General features: G+C 55.0%; 21 protein-coding genes, 1 pseudogene and 1 other annotated feature. Of the genes and pseudogenes, 9 read left to right on the top strand and 13 right to left on the bottom strand.

The genetic code is table 11. From position 1 onward, the window contains the following. Positions 1-108 precede the first annotated feature (108 nt). Together yciA and AC1RKG_RS03600 are read right to left on the bottom strand one after the other, a co-directional pair. Positions 109-537: an acyl-CoA thioester hydrolase YciA gene (yciA, locus tag AC1RKG_RS03605; RefSeq protein ID WP_020827163.1), complete on the bottom strand. Its 429-nt coding sequence runs from the start codon at positions 535-537 to the stop codon at positions 109-111. A gap of 75 nt (positions 538-612) precedes the next feature. Beyond that, a complete protein-coding gene (locus AC1RKG_RS03600; protein ID WP_020827162.1) occupies positions 613-1,152 on the bottom strand; it encodes a septation protein A in 540 nt (179 codons plus the stop codon). A 234-nt stretch (positions 1,153-1,386) separates the two neighbouring features. Between AC1RKG_RS03600 and AC1RKG_RS03595 the strand changes: the two genes are divergently transcribed. After that, positions 1,387-3,090: a SulP family inorganic anion transporter gene (locus tag AC1RKG_RS03595; protein WP_115058685.1), complete on the top strand. Its 1,704-nt coding sequence runs from the start codon at positions 1,387-1,389 to the stop codon at positions 3,088-3,090. 47 nt (positions 3,091-3,137) lie between these two features. Here AC1RKG_RS03595 and AC1RKG_RS03590 read toward each other — a convergent pair whose 3' ends face one another. Next, the gene (locus AC1RKG_RS03590; RefSeq protein WP_217331326.1) at positions 3,138-3,890 is read right to left on the bottom strand and encodes a YciC family protein; all 753 of its coding nucleotides are present in this window, start codon (positions 3,888-3,890) and stop codon (positions 3,138-3,140) included. 39 nt (positions 3,891-3,929) lie between these two features. Further along, on the bottom strand, positions 3,930-4,370 hold the full coding sequence (locus AC1RKG_RS03585) for a YkgJ family cysteine cluster protein (RefSeq protein ID WP_020827159.1): 441 nt from the start codon (positions 4,368-4,370) through the stop codon (positions 3,930-3,932). 283 nt (positions 4,371-4,653) lie between these two features. Here AC1RKG_RS03585 and ompW point away from each other — a divergent pair, with 283 nt between their 5' ends. Then, positions 4,654-5,298 carry an outer membrane protein OmpW gene (gene ompW / locus AC1RKG_RS03580; RefSeq protein ID WP_116690351.1) on the top strand — a complete coding sequence of 215 codons (645 nt, stop codon included), beginning with the start codon at positions 4,654-4,656 and terminating at the stop codon, positions 5,296-5,298. A gap of 44 nt (positions 5,299-5,342) precedes the next feature. On the opposite strand, the gene AC1RKG_RS03575 is transcribed toward ompW, so the two are convergent. The 6 genes and pseudogenes from AC1RKG_RS03575 to AC1RKG_RS03550 all read right to left on the bottom strand — a co-directional run bounded on the left by AC1RKG_RS03575 (position 5,343) and on the right by AC1RKG_RS03550 (position 12,425). Continuing rightward, on the bottom strand, positions 5,343-5,657 hold the full coding sequence (locus AC1RKG_RS03575) for a BON domain-containing protein (RefSeq protein WP_020827157.1): 315 nt from the start codon (positions 5,655-5,657) through the stop codon (positions 5,343-5,345). 220 nt (positions 5,658-5,877) lie between these two features. Continuing rightward, complete coding sequence (gene trpA / locus AC1RKG_RS03570) at positions 5,878-6,684, bottom strand: tryptophan synthase subunit alpha (RefSeq protein ID WP_048758652.1); 807 nt, start codon at positions 6,682-6,684, stop codon at positions 5,878-5,880. Beyond that, a complete protein-coding gene (gene trpB, locus AC1RKG_RS03565) occupies positions 6,684-7,874 on the bottom strand; it encodes a tryptophan synthase subunit beta (protein WP_020827155.1) in 1,191 nt (396 codons plus the stop codon). Before trpB ends, trpA begins: the two co-directional genes overlap by 1 nt. Positions 7,875-7,905: 31 nt before the next feature. After that, on the bottom strand, positions 7,906-9,267 hold the full coding sequence (trpCF, locus tag AC1RKG_RS03560) for a bifunctional indole-3-glycerol-phosphate synthase TrpC/phosphoribosylanthranilate isomerase TrpF (RefSeq protein ID WP_172958990.1): 1,362 nt from the start codon (positions 9,265-9,267) through the stop codon (positions 7,906-7,908). A gap of 3 nt (positions 9,268-9,270) precedes the next feature. Then, positions 9,271-10,866 (bottom strand): annotated as a pseudogene (gene trpD, locus AC1RKG_RS03555) (bifunctional anthranilate synthase glutamate amidotransferase component TrpG/anthranilate phosphoribosyltransferase TrpD). After that, positions 10,866-12,425, bottom strand: coding sequence for an anthranilate synthase component 1 (locus tag AC1RKG_RS03550; protein WP_187961445.1), 1,560 nt, complete (start codon positions 12,423-12,425; stop codon positions 10,866-10,868). The pseudogene trpD and the gene AC1RKG_RS03550 overlap by 1 nt, the downstream one beginning before the upstream one ends. 27 nt (positions 12,426-12,452) lie before the next feature. Continuing rightward, positions 12,453-12,556, bottom strand: a sequence feature (Trp leader region). Between the two features lie 243 nt (positions 12,557-12,799). On the opposite strand from AC1RKG_RS03550, the gene rnm reads away from it, so the two are divergent. From rnm to rluB, 5 genes are all read left to right on the top strand, one after another. Further along, complete coding sequence (rnm, locus tag AC1RKG_RS03545; RefSeq protein WP_046373391.1) at positions 12,800-13,687, top strand: RNase RNM; 888 nt, start codon at positions 12,800-12,802, stop codon at positions 13,685-13,687. A gap of 48 nt (positions 13,688-13,735) precedes the next feature. Beyond that, entirely contained in the window at positions 13,736-14,356 is a 621-nt protein-coding gene (locus AC1RKG_RS03540; protein ID WP_020827149.1) for an L-threonylcarbamoyladenylate synthase, read from the top strand. 118 nt (positions 14,357-14,474) lie between these two features. After that, complete coding sequence (locus AC1RKG_RS03535; RefSeq protein ID WP_020827148.1) at positions 14,475-14,834, top strand: Rap1a/Tai family immunity protein; 360 nt, start codon at positions 14,475-14,477, stop codon at positions 14,832-14,834. A 147-nt stretch (positions 14,835-14,981) separates the two neighbouring features. Beyond that, a complete protein-coding gene (locus tag AC1RKG_RS03530; protein ID WP_020827147.1) occupies positions 14,982-15,779 on the top strand; it encodes an alpha/beta fold hydrolase in 798 nt (265 codons plus the stop codon). A gap of 229 nt (positions 15,780-16,008) precedes the next feature. After that, on the top strand, positions 16,009-16,905 hold the full coding sequence (gene rluB / locus AC1RKG_RS03525; RefSeq protein ID WP_020827138.1) for a 23S rRNA pseudouridine(2605) synthase RluB: 897 nt from the start codon (positions 16,009-16,011) through the stop codon (positions 16,903-16,905). Between the two features lie 44 nt (positions 16,906-16,949). Here rluB and cobO read toward each other — a convergent pair whose 3' ends face one another. Both cobO and AC1RKG_RS03515 read right to left on the bottom strand, forming a co-directional pair. After that, on the bottom strand, positions 16,950-17,540 hold the full coding sequence (gene cobO / locus AC1RKG_RS03520) for a cob(I)yrinic acid a,c-diamide adenosyltransferase (RefSeq protein ID WP_128864672.1): 591 nt from the start codon (positions 17,538-17,540) through the stop codon (positions 16,950-16,952). A gap of 13 nt (positions 17,541-17,553) precedes the next feature. Then, the gene (locus AC1RKG_RS03515; RefSeq protein ID WP_493182043.1) at positions 17,554-18,315 is read right to left on the bottom strand and encodes a YciK family oxidoreductase; all 762 of its coding nucleotides are present in this window, start codon (positions 18,313-18,315) and stop codon (positions 17,554-17,556) included. Positions 18,316-18,673: 358 nt separating this feature from the next. Between AC1RKG_RS03515 and sohB the strand changes: the two genes are divergently transcribed. Next, the gene (sohB, locus tag AC1RKG_RS03510) at positions 18,674-19,720 is read left to right on the top strand and encodes a protease SohB (RefSeq protein WP_020827135.1); all 1,047 of its coding nucleotides are present in this window, start codon (positions 18,674-18,676) and stop codon (positions 19,718-19,720) included. Between the two features lie 47 nt (positions 19,721-19,767). Here the strand turns inward: sohB and AC1RKG_RS03505 are convergent, their stop codons facing one another. Beyond that, a complete protein-coding gene (locus AC1RKG_RS03505; RefSeq protein WP_128865179.1) occupies positions 19,768-20,019 on the bottom strand; it encodes a YciN family protein in 252 nt (83 codons plus the stop codon). Positions 20,020-20,445: 426 nt separating this feature from the next. Here AC1RKG_RS03505 and topA point away from each other — a divergent pair, with 426 nt between their 5' ends. Beyond that, entirely contained in the window at positions 20,446-23,043 is a 2,598-nt protein-coding gene (gene topA / locus AC1RKG_RS03500) for a type I DNA topoisomerase (RefSeq protein WP_020827133.1), read from the top strand. Positions 23,044-23,232 lie beyond the last annotated feature (189 nt).

Here is a 23,232-nt window from a genome sequence, read left to right as displayed (position 1 = left end):
CCTTTAACCGCCAAAAGGCGTTATTGAAACGCGTTGATTAACCTGCAGCAATAAAAAAGCCCGATGGGATGCATCGGGCTAATTGAAAACGAATTTTGTCGCTACGGCTTATTCATCGAAACCTACACGGAAATTCATTTTTCCGTCGGGCAGGGCCCGTGAATTGCCCTCATCGTCCACCGCGACATAGGTAAATACTGCCTCGGTTGCGCGATAACGCTGGCCTATCGGGGCGGAGGACACTTTCTTGACCCACACTTCGATATTGATGGTGATAGAACTGCGCCCGGTACGGATACAGTGCGCATAGCAACATACCACATCACCCACGGCGACAGGTTTCAGGAAGGTCATACCATCGACGCGTACTGTTACTACGCGTCCCTCGGCAATTTCTTTTGCCTGAATAGCGCCGCCGATGTCCATCTGCGACATCAGCCAGCCGCCAAAAATATCACCGTTGGCGTTGGTATCAGCCGGCATCGCCAGCGTGCGCAGCACCATTTCGCCACTGGGTAAAGGTCGTTGTTGAGTCATAGCAGTCTGCTTATCAAAGAAGGGATTTCACTATACTGCCCGTAGCAAAGGCTACGGGCATTAACAATTTTGTAACTATTTTTTCTGTTCTTCCGGCATGTGCCGATAAATATAAATACCGCTTAACAGGGTAAATACCAGCGTCAGCGCGGTCAGGCCGAACACCTTAAAATTGACCCAAACGCTTTGAGGCAGCCAGAACGCGACGTAGATGTTCGCCAGACCGCAGACCAGGAAGAACACCGCCCAGGCCAGATTGAGGTTGTTCCAGACTTTATCCGGCAGCGTCAGCTCTTTCCCCAGCATGCGCTGCACCAATGGCTTCTTGAGCACCAGTTGGCTGATCAGCAGCGCCAGCGCGAACAGCGTGTAGATGATGGTCACTTTCCATTTGATAAACAAATCGTTATGGAACACCAACGTCAGGGTGCCGAACACCAGCACCATCAGGAAGGTGATCAGCGTCATCTTCTCGATTTTGCGGTACTTGAACCAGGTGAACACCAGCGCCAGGGCGGTGGCGACAATCAGCGCGCCAGAGGCCACGTAAATATCGTAGAGCTTATAAAAGGCGAAAAAGACAATTAGCGGGAGGAAATCAAGAAACTGCTTCATAAATCAATCCATCATCTGTTCATCGGCCGACTATACCGGATTTGGCGGGTTCTGTGTACCGCTGGGAAGCGCTGATTATCGGCGTTTGGCCAACGGATTTCCGCCGTGAAAGCAGGAATTTGCATAAACTTACGATTGAAGTCGCGAGTTCGCGGCGTGTGGATTGCCAGCGCGGCATTGGCATCGCATGATACGCCCAATAATAGCCGGATAATTTATAACGGAAAACAGGTTATGCAGTGGAAATCTCTCCAGGCGCTAACGCCCGGTTTGACGCATTTATTAGGGTATCAACGCAGTTGGCTTAAACCGGACATTCGCGCCGGGCTTTCCGTGGCTGCCGTTGCCTTGCCGGTGGCAATTGCCTATGCCGAATTGGCCGGGGTTAGTCCGGTGGTGGGGCTTTATTCCTGTATTTTGCCGATGGTTGCCTATGCCTTCTTCGGTTCCTCACGCCAGCTCATTGTCGGGCCGGATGCTGCAACCTGTGCGGTCATTGCCGCCGTGGTGACGCCGCTGGCGGCGGGCAACATGGAGCGCCACTGGCAGCTCACCATCATGATGACGGCGATGATGGGCGCCTGGTGTCTGTTAGCCAGCCGTTTCAAGCTGGGCGCACTTGCTGACTTGCTCTCCAGACCGATACTCAGCGGGCTGCTCAACGGGGTGGCTATTACCATCATGGTCGATCAGATTGGCAAGGTACTGGGTTTCGGCGTGCATCCGGCGCAGTTGATCGAGCGAATCTACGCTTTACCGGGCAATCTGATGCACAGCGATGTATTGACCATGGCGGTTTCGCTGCTGACCCTGGTTACGCTGATCGGGTTCAAAAAATGGCGGCCTAACTGGCCGGCGCCGCTGTTTGCCATCGTTTTGGCGGCCTTTGTTACCTGGGCCGGTGGGCTGCAGCAGCACGGCGTAGTGACGGTAGGCGGTTTTAGCGACGTATTGCCGATCGTGCAGTGGCCGGATTTTCAGCCAGGCTTGCTGCGCGATATGGTGATCCCGGCGCTTAACCTGGCGGTCGTGAGCTTCGTCAGCATGATGCTGACCGCCCGCAGCTTTGCGGCCAAGAACGGCTATGAGGTCAATGCGGACGCGGAGTTTCGCGCACTGGGGCTGGTGAACATCGTCTCGGCGTTATCGCAGGGTTTCGCCATCAGCGGGGCGGATTCGCGCACGGCTGTCAATGACGCCAACGGTGGCAAGAGCCAACTGGTGTCGATTATTGCGGCAGGGGTGATTGCCTTTGTGTTGCTGTTTCTGATGGCTCCGTTGCAGTTTATTCCGGTGGCAGGACTGGGGGTAGTACTGATGTATGCCGCCTGGTCGCTGTTGGATATTCGCGGTATCTGGATCATGCGGCGCCGCAATGCGCAGGCCTTCAGGTTGGCGATGTTTACCTTCCTTTGTGTACTGCTGGTGGGGGTAATCAGCGGTATTGGCCTGGCGGTATTACTGGGGTTGATGCAGTTCTTGCGCACGGTATTCCGCCCGACGGAGCAGCTGTTGGGCGTCAATGACGAAGGCATGATCCACTCGATGGGCAACAATAACGGCATTAAGCCGGTGCCTGGGGTGATGATGTATCGCTTCAACTCGCCGTTGACCTATTTCAACGTGGCGTATTTCAAACGACGGATCCTGAACCTGGTGGATAGCACGCCGTTTCAACCGCGCTGGGTGGTGGTGGACGCCGTGGCCAGCTTTACCCATGCCGATATCAGCGTCCTGGCGGCAATTGATGAGTTGAAACGTGATTTGTTACAGCGTAACGTTAAATTGGTGTTGGCAGGGCGACGCACCGAATTGACGCGCTGGTTCCGCATCAACCGGGTGGGACGCGATCGGGAATTAATACTGGTACCGGATTTGTACCTGGCACTGAAGCTGATTCAAAGCAAGGAGCAGGCGGAACCAGCCGTGGCCCCATAAACAAAAAGGCACGCAGAAGCGTGCCTTATTTGCATCCTGTCGCAAGATCAGCTGCGCAGCAGCATATACAGGCGGAACAGGTAAATCAGCAACAGGGCGGAAACCAGGTTGCTCAGAGCCGTCAGCACCACGCTGGCGACGTTCGGGGTCAGCACCGACAGGTGGCTCACCATAAACAGCACCAGCAGCTTGGCTGCCAGCCACAGCATCATTGCCGGAACAATCACGCGCGCATTGGCGAAAGCCAGTCTGCAGCTCAGTTTGATCGACGCGAACACGCCTTTCTTGTCGGCGGTGGTGATCACCGGTGCCAGCGAGAAGGCGATCGCCATGATCACACCCGGCACGACAAACAGCGTCAGCCCCAGTTGGATCAGCAGCGTGCAAATAAACAGCAGCAGCAGCAAACGCGGCAGTTCCGGCGCGGAAGCCCCGATAGCGCGCAGGGCGCTCAGGCGTTGCCCCTGAGAAACCAGGCGAACCAGCGTCAACATCCCGCCTACCAGCAGCACGTTACCCACTAACGCAGAGAAAGTGGCGGCGGCTGAGACCTTCAATAACACCATCTGCTGCTCAGGTGTCATTTGTTGAATGATTTCCTGGATCCCCATACCGGCGGACGCAGCAAAGTCACCTTCCGTTGCGCTCAGGATCTTCAACTGCTCGATGTCAGGGCTGAAAACCTGATTGAGCAGCACAGAAATGAACGCGGTCAACAACGCCAGTATCAGAATACTGGCCAGTTGGTTACGGAAAAAATTAAAACTGTCACGGTACAACGTGTTGGCCGTGATAGGCATGCAGACTCCTTGGCATCGAGAAACAGAGATAAATCAAAATCAGTGGGCGATTGTACCCTGTTCCACGTCGCTGTGGCACCCCGCGAATTGCACTACGGCTATTTCTTCGTCGATCTTGGCGATCGGTAAAGAAAGTGGCAACGGAACCGGCAATGGCGGCAGGCCATAACGTTCGCGAGCGCGGTCGCACGCTTCGTTACGCAGGCCATTCTCTCCGGACTGATCGAACTCACGGCAGGGGCTGGGGCGATTAAGATAAATAGAACAGGAAACCGCTTTGCCGATTTCGCCGTCGAGTGCGGTGCAGCGTGGGGACTTGCTGTTGGTCCCCTGCATACAGCGCAGGAAGGGGGTTAACGGCTCTGTTAGGGATAAAGGAACCACGCCGCCGCCATCTTCCGCTTCGGCCCAATAGAATGACACTCGAAAATAGCCGCAGCACGCGCCGCAACTGACACAGGGATTTTGAATTTCGCTCATCTTGATTGCCCGCCGACTCCTTACGACACCAACCAAAACCAACACGGAAGATGAAATTACGCAGCGGCGTTTTTTTTAGCAACTGATATTTGAACATGTAAATAATTTGCAACAAAAAGCGTTTTTTGATTCAGATCAATTCTCGATTTATTAGTCTCTTAGGTAACCTTGTTTTTAGTAGGAATTAAAATTTTTACACATAAGATGTGATCTCGATGGGATCATAAATACCCGTAAGTAGGTATATTCCCCTTGGATGATAACCACACAAATGGAATGGATAATGAAAAAGACAACTCTGGTGGTATTGGCGGCGATGATGGCCCCTATGTTGGCAAGTGCGCATCAGGCAGGCGATTTTCTTTTCCGTGCAGGTTCTGCGACCGTACGACCAAATGCCGGATCGGATGATGTACTTGGGCAGGGCTCATTCAGCGCCAATAATAACACCCAGCTTGGCCTGACCTTCGGCTATATGGTTACGGACAATATTGGTGTCGAACTGCTGGCTGCAACGCCGTTTCGCCACAAGGTGGGCTTGAATGGTCAAGCCGTGAACGGTGATATCGCTACGGTGCACGACTTGCCGCCGAGCCTGATGGCGCAGTATTACTTTGGCGACAAGCAGGACAAACTGCGTCCGTATCTGGGCGTGGGCGTGAACTACACCACCTTCTTCGATGAAAAATTCAACGACAACGGCAAAGATGCCGGGTTGAGCAACCTGAGTTTGAAAGACTCCTGGGGTGTGGCCGCGCAGGCGGGCCTGGATTACAACCTGGATGAGCACTGGATGCTGAACATGTCAGTCTGGTGGATGAACATCGAAACCAAAACACGCTTTGACGATGCGGCCGGTAATCATCACAGCATAGATACGCGTTTGGATCCGTGGGTATTTATGTTCGGGGCAGGTTATCGTTTCTGATAGCGGTGAAACAGGGAGGCGCATACAGCGCCTCCGTTTTATTTTTACTTGATCTGCATGACGTTCTCGACGGATTTCACACCCGCTACGCCACGAGTTACCTGCACTGCACGGTTGGCATCGGCGCTCGAAGTGACAAAGCCGCTCAATTGCACACGACCTTTAAAGGTCTCGACGCTGATTTCGGTAGATTTGATGGTTTTATCCGCCAGCAGCGCTGACTTCACCTTGGTCGTCACTACCGTGTCATCAATATAACCGCCAGTCCCTTCAGATTTCGCTGTTGGCGCGCAGGCACTCACTGCGAATGCCACAACGGCAGCCATGCACAAGACCGAAAGGGTTTTAAATAGCTTCATAAATTACTCTCCATGCAATGTTATTGTTGAAACTACATTCGGGTTTTCACCTGAAGACGTAGTGCACCCCTAAAAAATAAAGAAATGCCCGACGCGCAACGCTAAGTGTGAGACAAGAATTGGGTTTGTTCAAACTTTAGATGTAAAAAAAATCGCACAACTTTGAGGGTAAACAAGATGTTATCGGCGGGCGCAATCTTCTGCACCCGCCGTTGAAGCCTTATGCCCGGGTAGCCGCTTTCATTTCACGCGTAAAACTCGCCAGTTTCGTCAGCATTTCTGTCGGATTAGCTTGATTCTGCTCGATAATTTTAACGATAGCCGAACCGGATATCGCCCCGGCAGCACCGGCCTGCAGCGCATCGCGAACCTGCGCCGGTTCGGAAATGCCAAACCCTTGCAGCGGCGGTGCCGCATGGTATTCGCGCAATTTATTCACCAGGTGATGAAGTGGCAATTCAGCGCGACTTTCGGTGCCGGTGACGCCCGCACGAGACAACAGGTAGGTGTAGCCACGGCCGTGTGAGGATATTTCACGCAGTAAATCGTCGTCTGCATTGGGTGGGCAGATAAAGATAGGTGCAATGCCATGGCGCGTTGCCGCAGCACGGAAGGGCGCAGATTCTTCATACGGCACGTCGGCAATCAGCACCGAATCAACGCCGACTTCGGCACAGCGTTGGTAAAACGCATCGATACCTTTATGGAATACCAGGTTGGCGTACATCAGCAGGCCGATAGGAATGTTCGGGTGTTTCTGGCGGATCGCCGCCAGCATTTCGAAGCACTGGGTTGGCGTCACGCCTGAGGCGAAGGCGCGCAGCGCAGCACTTTGAATCGTAGGGCCATCGGCCAGCGGATCGGAGAACGGAATGCCCAGTTCCAGCGCGTCGGCACCTGCTTCAACCAGGGTATCGACGATCTGCAACGAAAGCGCCGGGTTCGGATCGCCGAGGGTAACGAACGGGACGAACGCGCCTTCTTTCTTATCTGCCAGGCGGTTGAACAGTTGTTGGTAACGTTCCATCAGATTTCTCCCCGAGCTTTCAGAATGTCGTGAACGGTAAATATGTCTTTGTCGCCGCGGCCGGACAGGTTAACCACCAGAATCTGTTCTTTTTGCGGCGTTTCACGGATCATTTTCAGCGCGTGCGCCAGAGCATGGGAAGACTCCAGCGCCGGGATAATCCCTTCGCTACGCGACAGCGCTTTGAAAGCGTCCAGCGCTTCGTCATCGGTAATAGACACGTATTCAGCCCGACCGATGCTGTTCAGATAGGCGTGTTGCGGCCCGACTGAAGGGAAGTCCAAGCCGGCGGAAATCGAGTAGGACTCCTCGATCTGGCCTTCGGAAGTCTGCATCATCGGCGCTTTCATGCCGAAATAGATGCCCACGTGGCCGTGTTTGAGCGGTGCGCCGTGCTGGCCGGTTTCAATCCCTAAACCTGCAGGTTCAACGCCGATCAACCCAACGCTGGTATCGTCGATAAAGTCGGCAAACATACCGATGGCGTTCGAGCCACCGCCAACGCAGGCCAGTACGGCATCCGGCAAGCGGCCTTCACGTTCCAGCATTTGTGCTTTGGTTTCTTCGCCGATCATGCGCTGAAATTCACGCACAATCGTCGGATACGGGTGCGGACCTGCAGCGGTACCCAGCATATAGTGGGCGGTTTTGTAGCTGCCAGACCAGTCGCGCAGCGCTTCGTTACAGGCATCTTTCAGCGTGGAGGAACCGCTGTGCACCGGGATCACTTCCGCTCCCATCAGGCGCATGCGGAAGACGTTGGGTGACTGGCGCTCGATATCTTTGGCGCCCATATAAATGCGGCACTTCAGGCCGAGCAGGGCACAGGCCAGTGCGGAGGCAACGCCGTGTTGACCGGCACCGGTCTCGGCGATGATTTCGGTTTTGCCCATGCGCTTGGCCAACAGCGCCTGACCCAATACCTGGTTAGTTTTGTGCGCGCCACCGTGCAGCAGATCTTCACGCTTCAGATACAGCTTGGTTTTGGTACCGGCAGTGAGGTTTTTGCACAGTGTCAAAGCCGTCGGGCGACCGGCGTAGTTTTTCAACAGGTCGATAAATTCAGCCTGGAATTCTGGATCGCGCTGGGCGCTGACAAAGGCTTCTTCCAGTTGTTTTAAGGCCGGCATCAGAATCTGCGGCACATATTGGCCACCAAATTCGCCGAAGTAGGGGTTAAGCAGCGTCATTTTAGTTCCCGTTATTATCCGTTAATCATAATTAGTAAGCGCGCAGGGTCTGGAACACCGCCGCCAGGCGGGCAGGATCCTTAATGCCGGGCTGGCTCTCTACGCCGGAGTTAAAGTCCAACCCGGCACAGCCGAGTTTGGCTGCGTCAACGCAGTTGTCTGCGCTCAGGCCACCGGCCAGCATCACATTTTCCAGGTTTTCGCCGTGCAATACCGACCAGTCGAAACGCTGCCCGGTGCCACCCGCGCCGTTATCCAGCAGATAACGATCAACGTGCTGCAAATCGCGCTGCGGTAAATGGTCTTTTACGCTCAAGGCTTTCCAAATCTGGCACTCGGCAGGCAGTTCGGCGCGCAGGGCGCTGATATAGGCCTGATCTTCCGAACCGTGCAGTTGCACCGCTTTCAGCCCCAGGCGTTCAACGGTTTTAACCAGGGTCTCTACCTGCGCGTCGCAGAATACGCCGACATATTTCAGGGGAGCACCCGAGATAACTTCACGGGCGCGGTTGATATCAACATAGCGGGGTGAACGCCCGACGAAAATCAGTCCACCATACACCGCACCTGCCTGATAGGCCGCGCTGGCATCCTGCGGACGGGTCAGCCCGCAGACTTTGTTGTCGCCCAGGATCACCCGGCGCACGGCGGCACGGAGATCGGTTTCCGACATTAATGCGCTGCCAATCAGGAAACCGTTGGCAAAGTGGCTCAGTTCGCGGATCTGACCGTAATTGTTGATGCCGGACTCGCTGATCACCGTCACCCCGTGTGGGACGCGAGGCGCCAACTGGCGAGTGCGATCCAGATCGATACTCAGGTCGCGCAGATCGCGGTTATTGATACCGACCACGCGCGCTTCCAAAGCAATGGCCCGTTGCAGCTCTTCTTCGCTGATCACTTCGGTCAGCACGCCCATGTTCAGGCTGTGCGCAACCGCAGCCAATTGACGGTACTGATCGTCGTTCAGCACGGACAGCATCAGCAGAATGGCGTCGGCCTGATAGAAGCGCGCCAGATAGATCTGATACGGGTCGATAATAAAGTCTTTGCACAGCACCGGCTGTGTCACCGTCTTGCTGACCAGCGGCAGGAAGTCGAAGCTGCCCTGGAAGTATTTTTCATCGGTCAACACCGAGATCGCCGAGGCGAAATCTTTGTAGACCGAAGCAATTTCCACGGGATCGAAATTCTCGCGGATTAGCCCTTTGGAAGGGGATGCCTTTTTACATTCAAGAATAAACGCCGTTCTGGCACCCTGCAGCGCGTGATAAAAGCCACGCTCGCTGGGGACGATTTCATTTTGAAAACTGGCCAGTGGCTGTTGTTGCTGTCGTGCTGCGACCCATTGCGCTTTATCACGAACAATCTTGTTGAGCACGGTTTCCTGCATCATTTATCCTCTTGCTGCCAGTGCGGTTACGCGCTCGTAAGCTTTCCCGCTGTGAATCATGTCCAGTGCCTGCTGCGCGTTTTGGCGCAGGTCTTCATGCCCGAATAACTTCAGCAGCAGCGCCACGTTAGCGGCCACCGCAGCGGCGTGCGCCGGGTCACCTTTACCTTGTAACAACCTTGCCAGAATGTCACGGTTTTCTTCCGGCGAACCGCCCAGCAGGGCCTCCAGCGGGTAGCGTTGCAGCCCGAAGGATTCTGGCGTCAGCTGATAGCTTTCAATTTCGCCGTTGTTCAGCTCGGCCACGTGGGTCGCGGTGTGGATCGCCACTTCATCCATGCCACCGCCGTGCACAACAGCGGCTCGTTGGTAACCCAGCACGCGCAGGGTTTCGGCAATCGGCAGCACCAATTCCGGGCTATAAACGCCGATCAGCGCCAGTGGCGGACGCGCCGGGTTGATCAGCGGGCCGAGTACGTTGAATACCGTACGGGTTTTCAACTGCTGACGTACCGGCATCGCATGGCGGAAACCGGTGTGATACTGCGGCGCGAACAGGAAGCATACGCCCAGGTCATCCAGCGCTTGGCGCGCCTGTTCCGCCGGCAGATCCAGACGAATGCCGAACGCCGCCAGCAGATCGGATGATCCTGACCGACTGGAAACGCTGCGGTTACCGTGTTTTGCCACTTTGGCGCCGCACGCGGCCGCCACAAAGGCGCTGGCGGTGGAAATATTAATGCTGTTGGTGCCGTCACCGCCGGTGCCGACGATATCGGCAAACGGGTAGTCCGGGCGCGGGAACGGCAGGGCATCGGCCAGCAGCGCTTTAGCCGCGCCGGCGATCTCTTCCGGACGTTCGCCGCGAATTTTCATGCTGATCAGCGCCGCGGCCAACTGGCTTGGCTCCAGCTCACCGCGAACAATGGCGCTGAACAACTGCTGGCTTTCCTGCTGGTTCATCGACTCTGAGCGGTACAGTTTTTCAAGAATAGTTTGCATCGTCGTTTCCTCTCGTTATTTCGCCAGCGCCCAGGCCAGAGTTTGCTCAAGCAAACGCGCGCCGTGAGTGGTCAGGATAGATTCCGGATGGAACTGGAAACCGCATACGCGATGCTTGTCATGACGAACTGCCATCACCATGTCGCCGAAGTGGGCGTTAACGGTGAGTTCGGCCGGGATATTGCTGCCAACCAGGGAATGATAACGGGCCACCGGCAGTGGGTTCACCATACCGGCAAACATCCCTTCGCCATCGTGGCTGATGGCCGACGCCTTGCCATGCAGGATTTCCCCGGCCTGGCCGACGTGCCCGCCATAGGCTTCGACGATTGCCTGATGGCCGAGACAGATGCCGATAATGGGTAACTGGCCGCGCAGGCGCTGCAACAGCTCCGGCATGCAGCCGGCTTCGGCCGGTGTGCCCGGGCCAGGAGACAGCATCAGCACCGGCTGGGTCAGCTGCTGCAGGCGCTCGATAATCACCTCGGCAGAAATTTGGTTGCGATAGATCACCACCTGATGGCCGCTGGCGCGCAGCTGATCGACCAGGTTGTAGGTAAAGGAATCAACGTTATCGAGCAGTAAGATATCGGCCATCAGAACACCTCCTTGGCCTGGTGCGCACTGGCAATGGCGCGCAGCACGGCACGTGCCTTATTACGGGTTTCATCGGCTTCCGCCTGTGGTACAGAATCCAGCACTACGCCGGCACCGGCTTGCACGGTGGCAATGCCGTCTTCAACATACGCGGAACGGATGACAATACAGGTATCCAAATCACCGGTGGCGGTGAAGTAACCCACTGCGCCGCCGTAGCTGCCACGACGGGTGCCTTCGGAAGCGGCGATCAGCTGCATGGCGCGCACTTTAGGTGCACCGCTCAGCGTGCCCATGTTCATACAGGCCTGATAGGCGTGCAGCACGTCAAGGTCGGCGCGCAAGGTGCCGATCACTCGGGAAACCAGGTGCATCACGAAAGAGTAGCGGTCCACTTTGGTCAGATCGGCCACGTAGCGGCTGCCGGCCTGGCAGATGCGCGCCAGATCGTTTCGCGCCAGATCGACCAGCATCAGGTGCTCGGCCAGCTCTTTATGGTCAGTACGCATTTCCAGCTCGATACGGCTGTCCAGATCCAGGTCCAGTGAACCGTCGGCACGACGACCGCGTGGGCGGGTACCGGCAATCGGGTAGATTTCAATCTGGCGGTTGTTGGCGTCGTATTTCAAGGCACTTTCCGGCGACGCGCCGAACAGGGTGAACTCGTCATCCTGCATAAAGAACATATAGGGGCTTGGGTTGTTGTCTTTCAGCGTCTGATACGCGGCCAGCGGGGCCGGGCAGGGCAGCGAGAAACGACGCGACGGCACCACCTGGAAAATTTCACCCTGACGAATGGCCTGTTGTAGCTCGCTGACCACGGCACCGTATTCTTCATCGGTCTGGTTGCAGCTCAGTTGCATGTTTTCCAGCTTCTGGTGAGGAATGGGCTGCGGCGTCTGTTTCAATTGAACCTGCAGCTGTTCCAGACGCAGTTGCAGGCGTTGCTCCTCGGCCGGGTCGGCTGTGAACACGCTGGCCTGCAGACGGGCGACGCCGCGTTGGTGATCCAGCACCAACAGGGTTTCCGCCAAATAGAAGCAGAAGTCCGGGCAGCGCTGATCCTGACGCAGTGCCGGCAGGTCTTCGAAGCCAGCGACCAAGTCGTAAGCAAACAGGCCACCAAGCATGACGGCTTCACGTTCGTCGGCGGGAGAATCCACCAATGTTAGCAGGGTGCGCAGCGCGTCAAATACCGACAGCGACCGCAGGCGAGCGTCTTCATCCTGGATAGCGTCAATCGGCGGGAAAGTCAGTTCCCGGCCGTTGGGACGCACCTGAATCTGTACTTCAGGCGGCAGCGCCTCATCCAGCAGCGGCAGCATTGCCGCACCGTTGGCGGTCAGCGCCTGCAGGGTGACGATACGACCCAGTGCGGTGATACGCAGGGCACTGTCGATCACCAGCAGGCTTTGCAGGTTTTGCTTGCTGTTGATTTCAGCGGATTCCAACAGCAGGGTCGCCGGACGCGCGCCACACAACTGGTGGAAAATAGTGGTCGGATCGCCCCGGTAACTGGCCTCCGCCTTCAGTAATTTAAGCTGTGGTTTGATGTTCATCTTGGGTCTTCCAGTTAAAATTTGTCCATAAAAAAGCCCGCGTTACCAGCGGGCTTAGGGAATCTGCAGTGTCAGATGACAGGTATGCGTGATTACACCGCCCGCGAAAGGGAGGTACGCCACCAACGAAGAAGAGAAGTTTGCTTATTCATTTCTGTGCTCTCTTGTTTATCATCCAACCAGGGTATCGCCCTGAACTTGTGTACTAGTTAACTGGTTCGCGAGAATAAAGTCAACCCTCTTTTCACACAATGTTTTAGCCGCAAGCGTGAATAATTTTCATCGAGAGGAAGAGGCCGTCGGCCAGAATAGATTTCCGTCCTGCGGGCGAACGCGGGTATGATAGAAGGCCAAACCTTTGACGGATATTTCTTTTGACAGACAGCAGCCCCCAGCCTTCCGCCTTTACCCTGTACGATCTCCACAGCCATACCACCGCCTCTGACGGCTATTTGACGCCGGCGCAGTTGGTGCAGCGGGCCGTCGAGATGCGGGTAGGCGTATTGGCGATTACCGACCACGACACCACCGAAGGTTTAGCCGCTGCAGCCGCAACCATTGCCGAGTTGTCGTTACCGCTGCAGTTGGTGAACGGGGTGGAGATCTCCACGCTGTGGGAAAATCATGAGATTCATATCGTGGGTCTGGGGATTGAAACTGCACATCCGGCGATGGTGCAATTGTTGGCCGAGCAGACTGAGCGTCGCAACCTGCGCGCACAGGAAATTGGCGTCCGGCTGGCGAAAGCGCGTATTGACGGTGCATTTGAAGGCGCGCAAAAGTTGGCGGACGGTGGGGCGGTGACGCGTGGTCACTTCGCCCGTTATCTGGTGCAGATTGGCATCGCTGACAATATGGCTCAGGTGTTCAAGAAATACCTGGCCAAAGGCAAAACCGGCTACGTTCCGCCACAGTGGTGTACAATAAAACAAGCCATTGATGTGATTCATCAATCCGGCGGTCAGGCGGTGATAGCGCACCCGGGCCGTTACGACCTGACGGCCAAATGGCTGAAACGGTTGTTGGCGCACTTTGCCGAACAAGGGGGGGATGCCATGGAGGTTGCCCAGTGTCAGCAGGCACCGCATGAGCGTTCACAACTGGCAAAGTATGCGCAGGAATATCAATTATTGGCGTCGCAGGGCTCTGACTTTCATCAGCCCTGCTCGTGGATCGAACTGGGCCGCAAACTGTGGTTACCCGGCGGGGTTGAACCCGTGTGGCGTGACTGGCCACAACCGCAGCAGGGCAAGGTCAGTTGATTTAACGTGGGCGATGCCGCCCGCGTGCATCATTTTTAGGAGCAAGTCATGAGTCAGCTTTTTTATATCCATCCAGATAACCCACAACCGCGCCTGATCAACCAGGCGGTGGATGTGCTGCGTAAAGGTGGGGTGATCGTCTATCCTACCGATTCCGGATACGCGTTGGGTTGCAAGCTGGAAGACAAGACGGCCATGGAACGTATCTGCCGTATCCGTCAATTGGACAGCAATCATAATTTTACCTTGATGTGCCGCGATCTGTCCGAGCTGTCTACTTACGCTTATGTCGACAATACCGCGTTTCGACTGATCAAGAACAACACCCCCGGCAACTACACGTTCATTTTGAAAGCGACCAAAGAAGTCCCGCGTCGCCTGATGAACGACAAGCGCAAAACCATCGGTCTGCGCGTGCCGTCTAACCCGATTGCGTTGGCGCTGCTGGAAGTGCTGAATGAGCCGATGATGTCGACCACGTTGATGCTGCCAGGCAATGATTTTGCCGAATCCGATCCGGAAGAGATCAACGATCATCTGGGCAAGCAGGTGGATCTGGTGATCCACGGCGGCTTCCTGGGCCAGCAACCGACCACGGTGATTGATCTGACCGAGTCCGCGCCGGAAGTGGTGCGTGAAGGGGCAGGCGACGCAACGCCTTTCCGTTGATGCATAATTACGCTGCCGCTTTTGCTCATTTTCTGAAAAGTGGCGGTAACGGCGTCATTTGCCGGTAAAGCCGCTATTCTACAATATCAAAAACTGATAATAGGCAGGATGCGTAGCAATGATTAAGCGGATTTCTCTTTTGGTGGCCATATTGTTTTCCTCTGCGGCCAGCGCGGGGTTTTATTCCGGCAGCGCCTTGCTGTCGGAAACCAGCGGCTATGTGAAAAATAAGAACGGAGCGGCTACCGTCGCCGAAGCGCTCGATGGCGGGATGTTTATGGGCTATGTGGCCGGCGTATTCGATACCTTCTCGATGCAGGGCAATCGTAGCATTTGTCCGGATGCCGGGATGAGCGTGGGGATGGCGGCGGACGCGGTGATGCAGTATTTAAATGAACACCCGGAACAGCTTCACTATTCCGCGCCTTCGGTGATTATGCTGGCATTAACCGCCGCTTATCCCTGTGAACGGCATTAATCGCGTTTATTTAGTGCGTATTTTTTCATTAGGTGCGAAGCCCCTTATTTAGCATCTATTCCAATAGATGAAACTGACGAAGGCTGTCATTTTACTGCTAATGCACAAATCCCCTTATCGTGGGGGATATGACGTTTAGGAGACAAAATGACAGCGTTTCGCCATGGCACCCTTTCTCTCGATTATCATGATTCCGGTTCAGGCCCGCTGACGTTGGTCCTGCTGCCCGGTTGGTGTGAACCAAAAACCGTATTTGCCCCCTTTACCGCACTGGCGTCGCAAAAGTATCGGGTGATCAGCCTCGACTGGCGGGGGCACGCTCTGTCTGATCGCGATGCCGGACTCTCCCTTGGCGCACAGGATCTGCTGGCAGATCTCCAGCAATTGCTGCTTGAGTTGCAAGTGGAGCGGTTTGTGACGCTGTCGGTAGCGCACGCCAGTTGGATAGCGGTGGCGTTGGCCGAGAACATGCCGCAGCAGATGCAGGGAATGGTGTTTCTCGATTGGATCATGACCCAGCCTGAGCCTGCATTTTTCGATTCCGTTCAGCAAATGCAGCGGCCTGAACACTGGCTGGCGGCGCGTGATGATTTATTCACATTCTGGCAGGGCGGTATTGAACACCCACAGGTAAAACAGCATTTGACCGTTGAAATGGCGCAGGAGGATTATCGCGTTTGGCAGGCCGCCGGCGTGGCGATTGAGCAAGCCTACAGACAATACGGTTCGCCGCTAAACCGGCTGGGGGAATTGACCTCACCGCCTGCTTGCCGGCATATTTACTCACTGGATCGTGGCGAAGACTATTTGCGGCAACAGCAGAGCTTTGCCGCCAACCATCCATTTTTCTCGGTCGTGCGGCTGGAGAATGCCCGAACTCACCTTGGTATTCTTGAGCAGCCAGCGGCAGTGTATCGGGCGGTAGTCGATTTCCTCGATGATTAATCCCTTTTCCGAGTAGGTTATAAAGCGGGGGCAGACCCGCTTTTCAGCGAGTTCTCACGCAATCGATAGCTTTCGATAATCGACCAGACAACAAAGTGGGTTTCAACCCTATTGAAAGCCTGTATAATGCGCGGTTCGATCCAAGTAAACGTATTGTTACCGCTGTGGTGCCTGACGCCGCGACGGTCATCCCCCCGACGCCTGTGAAGGCGACACTAGAGGTTGCTCAATGAGCGAAAAGTTACAGAAAGTTTTAGCGCGCGCCGGTCATGGCTCGCGTCGTGAAATCGAAACCATTATTGAGGCCGGGCGCGTCAGCGTCGACGGTAAAATTGCCAAACTGGGTGATCGCGTTGAAGTAACCCCTTCAATGAAAATCCGTCTGGATGGTCACGTCGTTTCGGTTAAAGAATCTGAAGAAGCGGTTTGCCGCGTGCTGGCTTATTACAAGCCGGAAGGCGAATTGTGTACTCGCAGCGACCCAGAAGGTCGCCCGACGGTCTTCGATCGCTTGCCCAAGCTGCGTGGTTCGCGCTGGGTAGCGGTAGGGCGCCTGGACGTCAATACCTCAGGCCTGCTGTTGTTCACCACCGACGGTGAACTGGCTAACCGCCTGATGCACCCAAGTCGTGAAGTTGAGCGTGAATATGCCGTGCGCGTATTTGGCCAGATTGACGACGAAAAAGTAAAGCAACTGAGCAAAGGCGTTCAACTGGAAGATGGCCCGGCGGCTTTCCGCACCATCACTTTCCAGGGTGGCGAAGGCATAAACCAGTGGTACAACGTAACCCTGACCGAAGGGCGTAACCGCGAGGTTCGTCGTCTGTGGGAAGCCGTTGGCGTCCAGGTTAGCCGCCTGATCCGTGTGCGTTACGGCGATATCGACCTGCCAAAAGGCATTCCTCGTGGCGGTTGGACCGAACTGGAATTGCCGGCGATCAACTACCTGCGCGAACTGGTTGACCTCAAGCCTGAAACCGTCAGCAAGATGCCTGTTGAGCGCGAGCGTCGCCGTGTGAAGGCTAACCAGATCCGTCGTGCCGTTAAGCGTCACACCCAGGTGGCTGGAAGCGGTCGCCGCAGTGCTGCGGGCAGCAAGCCGGGCAAACCAAGCAAACGCAGCTGATTATCACGCCGTAGCCCATTCGGGCTGCGGCGTTTTTCTTTTCGTTACCAGTCAATCCCCTGTTGTGCCTTGATACCCGCGTCAAACGCGTGCTTCACCGGCCGCATCTCGGTCACCGTATCCGCCAGCTCCAACAAATCACGATGGCAGCCACGCCCGGTGATGATCACCGTCTGGTGCGCAGGACGTTGTCGTAGCGCTTCCAGTAGCTCATCCAGTTCAAGGTAGCCGTAGCTGACCATATAGGTCAGTTCGTCCAGCAGCACCAGATCCAGGCTGCTGTCTGCCAGCATACGTTTGCCGTGTTGCCATACGGCCTGACAGGCGGCGGTATCGCTGGCCTTATCCTGTGTTTCCCAGGTAAAGCCGGTCGCCATCACCTGAAACTCGACGCCGTGCTGTTGCAGCAGATTTTTCTCACCGTTCGGCCATTCACCCTTGATGAACTGAATGACGCCAGCTTTCATCCCGTGGCCAACGGCCCGGGTCACGGTGCCAAACGCCGCAGTGGTTTTACCTTTACCGTTGCCGGTGAATACCAGCAGCAGCCCCCGCGCTTCCTGAGCCGCAGCAATGCGCGCATCCACCTGCTCTTTAAGGCGTTGTTGACGTTGTTGGTGGCGATCTTCAGCCATGATAAAGCCCCTTTTATTCGGCCGCGCCGGGTTTACGGTTAGGTTGAGCGTCGAAACTCATACCGGTTTTACGGCGGCTGTCATCCCCCATCAAATAGAGGTAAAGCGGCATGATGTCCGCCGGGGTTTTCAGCTTGCTTTTGTCTTCGTCAGGAAACGCAGATGCGCGCATTTGGGTGCGAGTTCCGCCCGGATTGATGCAATTTACTCGCAGATTGCGATTTTTGTATTCATCGGCCAGCACCTGCATCATGCCTTCGGTGGCGAATTTTGACACGGCGTAGGCGCCCCAGTTGGCACGCCCGGTGCGGCCAACGCTGGAACTGGTAAACACCAGCGATCCGGCGGGGGATTTCAACAGCAGAGGCAGCAGCGCCTGGGTGAGCATAAAGGTCGCATTGACGTTCACTTGCATCACCTCGTTCCACATCGGCATTGACAGCTCGGCCATCGGGGCGATGTCACCCAGCAGGCCGGCATTGTGCAACACGCCGTCGAGACGCGGGACGCGGGTTGCCAGCTCATTCGCCACCTGTTGGCACTGCTCTTGCGTAGTATGCAGCAGGTCCAGCGTGATGGTGTAAGTGGGGGCGTCACTGAGTTTGGCGATTTCGGCCTGTACCGCCTTTAGTTTGCTTTCGGTGCGGCCCAACAGCACTAATTGTGCGCCAAATTTGGCATAGGTGAGTGCGGCTTCGCGGCCGATGCCGTCACCGGCGCCGGTGACCAGAATAATACGTTGTTGCAACAGATCCTGCTTGGGTTGGTAATGCACAATAATTCCTCGCGCCTTGGTGGCTGGTCTCCCGCTTGCATCGGGGAGGGGGTGGATTGAGGGGCCATGACAGGAGCAAAGGCTCGACCGCATGCAGGCCCCGCAGCGAATTTGGATCATCATCTTGATGAATAATCCGTGTTATATGCCTTAAATGGATCGTATTTTCAATGATTAGGCGGCAGAAACGGCATTCTTTTGTAACAAAAATGGCGGGGGGCCAGCTTGGTTAAGCCAAAACCCGCCCACATAGTAAAGAGGCCGCACAAGGAATTTTTATTTAGTCGCGACAGCCACCGCTTCGGTTGGCTAGAATGAATGAGATAGTACTAACAACCTGTTAATAAAGGCGGAATCTGTGGAGTTTATATCTGTTTACGGCCTGTTTCTGGCCAAAGTCGCGACGGTTGTGATTGCCATCGCCGCGCTGGCGTTGCTGGCGGTCAGCCTTGGGCAACGCAAAGCCCGACACAAAGGGGAACTGCAGCTTACCGACCTCGGAGAACAATACCGGGACATGCAGCGCGATATGCGTTTGGCGCGGATGGGCGAGGCGGAACAAAAGGCCTGGAGCAAGCAGTTTAAAAAGCAGACCAAAGCCGACGATAAACTGAAGAAGCAACGTGCCAAAGCCGGGGCGGTGGAAGCCACCAAACCTTGTCTTTACGTGCTGGATTTCAAAGGCAGCATGGATGCCCATGAAGTGACTTCACTGCGCGAGGAAGTCTCCGCGGTGCTGGCCGTGGCGACGCCGCAAGATGAAGTTCTGCTGCGGTTGGAAAGCCCGGGCGGGGTGGTTCATGGCTACGGGCTGGCTTCATCGCAGTTGGCCCGTTTGCGTGCCGGCGGCATTCGCCTGACGGTCGCGGTAGACAAAGTCGCCGCCAGCGGCGGTTACATGATGGCCTGCGTGGCGGATCGCATTGTGGCCGCGCCCTTTGCCATCATTGGTTCGATCGGCGTCGTGGCGCAAATCCCGAACTTCCACCGCTTGCTGAAAAAGAATGATATTGATGTGGAGTTGCACACCGCCGGCGAGTTCAAACGCACATTGACGCTGTTTGGTGAAAACACCGAGCAGGGGCGTGAGAAGTTCCGTGAAGATCTGAATGAAACCCACGAACTGTTTAAAGAGTTTGTGCATCAGCAGCGCCCATCGCTGGATATCGACAGCGTGGCGACCGGTGAACACTGGTTCGGGACCCAGGCGAAAGAAAAAGGGTTGGTTGATGCAATTGGCACCAGTGACGATCTGCTGATTGCTGAAATGGAAAATCACGAGGTGGTGGGGGTGCGCTATGCACGTCGTAAACGTCTGATGGACCGTTTTACCGGCAGCGCGGCCGAAAGTGTCGATCGTCTGCTGTTACGTTGGTGGCAGCGCGGGGAAAAACCGCTGCTTTAAGCGTAGCGATTAAATAGCAGGGGGGCTTAGCCCCCCTTTTTTTATGCTTAATCGACCAAATGGTATTTCTCAGAAAACACGTGAGCCAGGTGTTTAAACATATTAAATACTGCGGTCGTTTTTGCCGTTGGCAATCCATCCGGATCTAAAAAGAATTCTCCGCGAAAAACTAAAACGCTGCCTTTTTGTTCAACTTCGGTGGCAACCATGCCATGCAGATAATCATCGTGCTGGCGAATCAGGTTATTTGCTTCTTGCAGTAAGGTTTCACGATCAATGGGTAAGGTATTAGCGCGCATTTATTACACTCCAAACATAAATTCTGCTCATATTCTAACGTCAGTTCGCATTTATCCGCAAACAGACTAAGGTTTATTTGCCGTCTGGATGGCTAGCGGTATCTGCCGATTGGCGAAATCTGCCTTTCCGTGCTAATTAGGTTGCGTGACGCTTTTTATCAGGTACAGTGTGGGATTTTGCGGCGTCGGGTGGAAGGTTTTGTTTACGCCATAAATGAGTCTCACACAGCCATACTTCTGGGGCATGGGTGAATAGCAGGCAGGATCAACAACTTGCGTTCAGGTTGAGCAGTTAAGCAGCCAACAGAAAAAAACATGTTGATCTCTTGCCAGACTGCCGCAATATAAAAAAGAGATATGAATCGCTGCGGCACGGCGAGATAAAAGACTTCTTTTTAGAAGAAATAAAATTAGGTAAAGGTAAATATGGGTAAAGCTCTCGTAATAGTTGAGTCCCCGGCAAAAGCCAAAACTATTAATAAATACTTAGGTAATGACTACGTGGTGAAGTCCAGCGTCGGTCATATCCGTGATTTGCCGACCAGTGGCTCAGCCAGCAAAAAGAGCGCTGACTCAACCGAAAACAAAGCCAAGAAGAAAGTTAAAAAAGATGAGAAGACGGCGCTGGTAAATCGGATGGGCGTCGATCCTTACCATGGCTGGGAAGCGCAATATGAAATTCTGCCGGGTAAAGAAAAAGTTGTCGCCGAGTTAAAGTCGTTAGCGGAAAACGCTGACCACATTTATCTCGCAACCGACCTTGACCGCGAAGGGGAAGCCATTGCCTGGCACCTGCGGGAAGTGATTGGGGGTGACGACAAACGCTTTAGCCGCGTGGTGTTTAACGAAATTACCAAGAACGCGATCCAAAATGCGTTCAAACAGCCGGGTGAGCTGAATATTGATCGTGTTAACGCACAGCAGGCGCGTCGTTTTATGGACCGCGTTGTGGGTTACATGGTTTCGCCACTGCTGTGGAAGAAAATTGCCCGTGGCCTGTCGGCTGGGCGTGTGCAATCCGTTGCGGTACGGCTGGTGGTAGAGCGTGAACGCGATATCAAAGCCTTCGTGCCGGAAGAATATTGGGAATTGCACGCCGATTTGTTAGCGAAGGGCGATACCGCGCTGCAAATGGAAGTTACGCATGCCCACGACAAACCTTTCAAGCCGGTTAACCGCGAGCAGACTCACGCCGCGCTTAAACTGCTGGAAAAAGCCCGCTATACGGTACTGGATCGCGAAGACAAACCGACCAGCAGCAAACCGGGTGCGCCTTACATTACTTCCACGTTGCAGCAGGCAGCCAGTACCCGTCTGAGCTTTGGCGTGAAGAAAACCATGATGATGGCCCAGCGTCTGTATGAAGCCGGTCACATTACCTATATGCGTACCGACTCCACCAACCTGAGCCAGGATGCGCTCAACATGGTGCGGGGTTACATCGGCGAAAACTTCGGTGACAAGTACCTGCCGAAAGCGCCGAATCAGTACAGCAGCAAAGAAAACTCGCAGGAAGCGCATGAAGCTATCCGACCTTCGGATGTGAACGTGCTGGCCGAACAGTTGAAAGACATGGAAGCGGATGCGCAAAAACTGTATCAGCTGATTTGGCGCCAGTTTGTCGCCTGCCAGATGACGCCGGCGCAGTACGACTCCACCACGCTGTCGGTTAAAGCCGCTGATTACCTGTTGCGCGCCAAAGGCCGTACGCTTCGTTTCGATGGCTGGACCAAAGTGATGCCTGCGCTGCGCAAGGGCGATGAAGACCGCACCTTGCCGTATGTAGAAGTGGGCAGCGAGCTGGAACTGCAAAAGCTGATCCCAAGCCAGCACTTTACCAAACCACCTGCACGTTACAGTGAAGCCTCGTTGGTAAAAGAGCTGGAAAAACGCGGTATCGGCCGCCCATCTACCTACGCTTCGATTATCTCAACCATTCAGGATCGTGGCTATGTGCGGGTCGAAAGCCGCCGTTTCTACGCCGAAAAAATGGGCGAGATCGTTACTGACCGTCTGGAAGAAAACTTCCGCGAGCTGATGAACTATGACTTCACCGCCCGCATGGAAGATGGTCTGGACCAGGTAGCGAACAACCACGCCGAGTGGAAAGCGGTGCTGGATGAATTCTTTGCCGAATTCAGCGAACAGCTGGAAACGGCGGAAAAAGATCCTGAAGAAGGCGGTATGCGCCCGAATCAGATGGTGATGACCAGCATCGACTGCCCGACCTGCGGTCGCAAGATGGGCATTCGTACCGCCAGCACCGGCGTGTTCCTGGGCTGTTCCGGCTATGCGCTGACGCCGAAAGAACGCTGCAAAACCACCATTAACCTGGTGCCGGAAACGGAAGTGCTGAACGTTCTCGAAGGGGATGATGCGGAAACCAACGCATTGCGTGCCCGCCGTCGTTGCCAGAAATGCGGCACGGCGATGGACAGCTACCTGATCGATAACCAGCGCAAGCTGCACGTGTGCGGTAATAACCCGGCGTGTGACGGCTACGAGATCGAAGAGGGCGAATTCCGCCTGAAAGGCTATGACGGCCCGGTAGTGGAGTGCGATAAATGTGGTTCCGAAATGCATCTGAAAATGGGGCGCTTCGGCAAGTACATGGGATGCACCAACGAGAACTGCAAAAACACCCGCAAGATCCTGCGTAACGGTGATGTTGCACCACCGAAGGAAGATCCGGTTCCATTGCCGGAACTGCCGTGCGAAAAGTCGGATGCTTACTTTGTTCTGCGTGACGGCGCAGCCGGGGTGTTCCTGGCGGCCAATACCTTCCCTAAATCGCGCGAAACCCGTGCGCCATTGGTGGAAGAACTGGCTCGCTTCAAGGATCGCCTGCCTGAAAAACTGCGTTATCTGGCAGATGCGCCGGTAACGGATGCGGAAGGCAACAAAACCATGGTGCGTTTCAGCCGTAAAACCAAACAGCAGTATGTCTCTTCGGAGAAAGACGGCAAAGCCACCGGATGGTCCGCTTTCTACATCGATGGCAAGTGGGTTGAAGGCAAAAAGTAAATTTACAGCCTGAATGCAACATGAAAAAACCAGCCCCCGTGGCTGGTTTTTTATTGGCTAAAGCCGGTGAACAGATCTATTCTTTGCTGTTTTTTCCATCCTGGCGCTGGGGTTTCGCGTTGATCGCAATGCAAAATAATCGTTACCATAGTGTGACGCGGATCTATACTTGAAGCTGTAGCGTGATAT

It is taken from the genome of Serratia sp. GW822-FHT06D09 (assembly GCF_058799515.1).
This window is presented reverse-complemented; position numbering and strand designations above follow the sequence as displayed.

Bases quoted from the DNA above. Each gene is read 5' to 3' on its own strand.
- AC1RKG_RS03590 (WP_217331326.1), bottom strand. From the start codon at position 3,890: ATGCCTATCACGGCCAACACGTTGTACCGTGACAGTTTTAATTTTTTC.
- AC1RKG_RS03550 (WP_187961445.1), bottom strand. From the start codon at position 12,425: ATGAACATCAAACCACAGCTTAAATTACTGAAGGCGGAGGCCAGTTAC.
- AC1RKG_RS03585 (WP_020827159.1), bottom strand. From the start codon at position 4,370: ATGAGCGAAATTCAAAATCCCTGTGTCAGTTGCGGCGCGTGCTGCGGC.
- cobO (WP_128864672.1), bottom strand. From the start codon at position 17,540: ATGGCTGAAGATCGCCACCAACAACGTCAACAACGCCTTAAAGAGCAG.
- ompW (WP_116690351.1), top strand. From the start codon at position 4,654: ATGAAAAAGACAACTCTGGTGGTATTGGCGGCGATGATGGCCCCTATG.
- AC1RKG_RS03535 (WP_020827148.1), top strand. From the start codon at position 14,475: ATGATTAAGCGGATTTCTCTTTTGGTGGCCATATTGTTTTCCTCTGCG.
- AC1RKG_RS03600 (WP_020827162.1), bottom strand. From the start codon at position 1,152: ATGAAGCAGTTTCTTGATTTCCTCCCGCTAATTGTCTTTTTCGCCTTT.
- rluB (WP_020827138.1), top strand. From the start codon at position 16,009: ATGAGCGAAAAGTTACAGAAAGTTTTAGCGCGCGCCGGTCATGGCTCG.
- AC1RKG_RS03505 (WP_128865179.1), bottom strand. From the start codon at position 20,019: ATGCGCGCTAATACCTTACCCATTGATCGTGAAACCTTACTGCAAGAA.
- AC1RKG_RS03540 (WP_020827149.1), top strand. From the start codon at position 13,736: ATGAGTCAGCTTTTTTATATCCATCCAGATAACCCACAACCGCGCCTG.
- AC1RKG_RS03575 (WP_020827157.1), bottom strand. From the start codon at position 5,657: ATGAAGCTATTTAAAACCCTTTCGGTCTTGTGCATGGCTGCCGTTGTG.
- yciA (WP_020827163.1), bottom strand. From the start codon at position 537: ATGACTCAACAACGACCTTTACCCAGTGGCGAAATGGTGCTGCGCACG.
- topA (WP_020827133.1), top strand. From the start codon at position 20,446: ATGGGTAAAGCTCTCGTAATAGTTGAGTCCCCGGCAAAAGCCAAAACT.
- trpCF (WP_172958990.1), bottom strand. From the start codon at position 9,267: ATGCAGGAAACCGTGCTCAACAAGATTGTTCGTGATAAAGCGCAATGG.
- trpA (WP_048758652.1), bottom strand. From the start codon at position 6,684: ATGGAACGTTACCAACAACTGTTCAACCGCCTGGCAGATAAGAAAGAA.
- trpB (WP_020827155.1), bottom strand. From the start codon at position 7,874: ATGACGCTGCTTAACCCCTACTTCGGCGAATTTGGTGGCCAATATGTG.
- AC1RKG_RS03530 (WP_020827147.1), top strand. From the start codon at position 14,982: ATGACAGCGTTTCGCCATGGCACCCTTTCTCTCGATTATCATGATTCC.
- AC1RKG_RS03595 (WP_115058685.1), top strand. From the start codon at position 1,387: ATGCAGTGGAAATCTCTCCAGGCGCTAACGCCCGGTTTGACGCATTTA.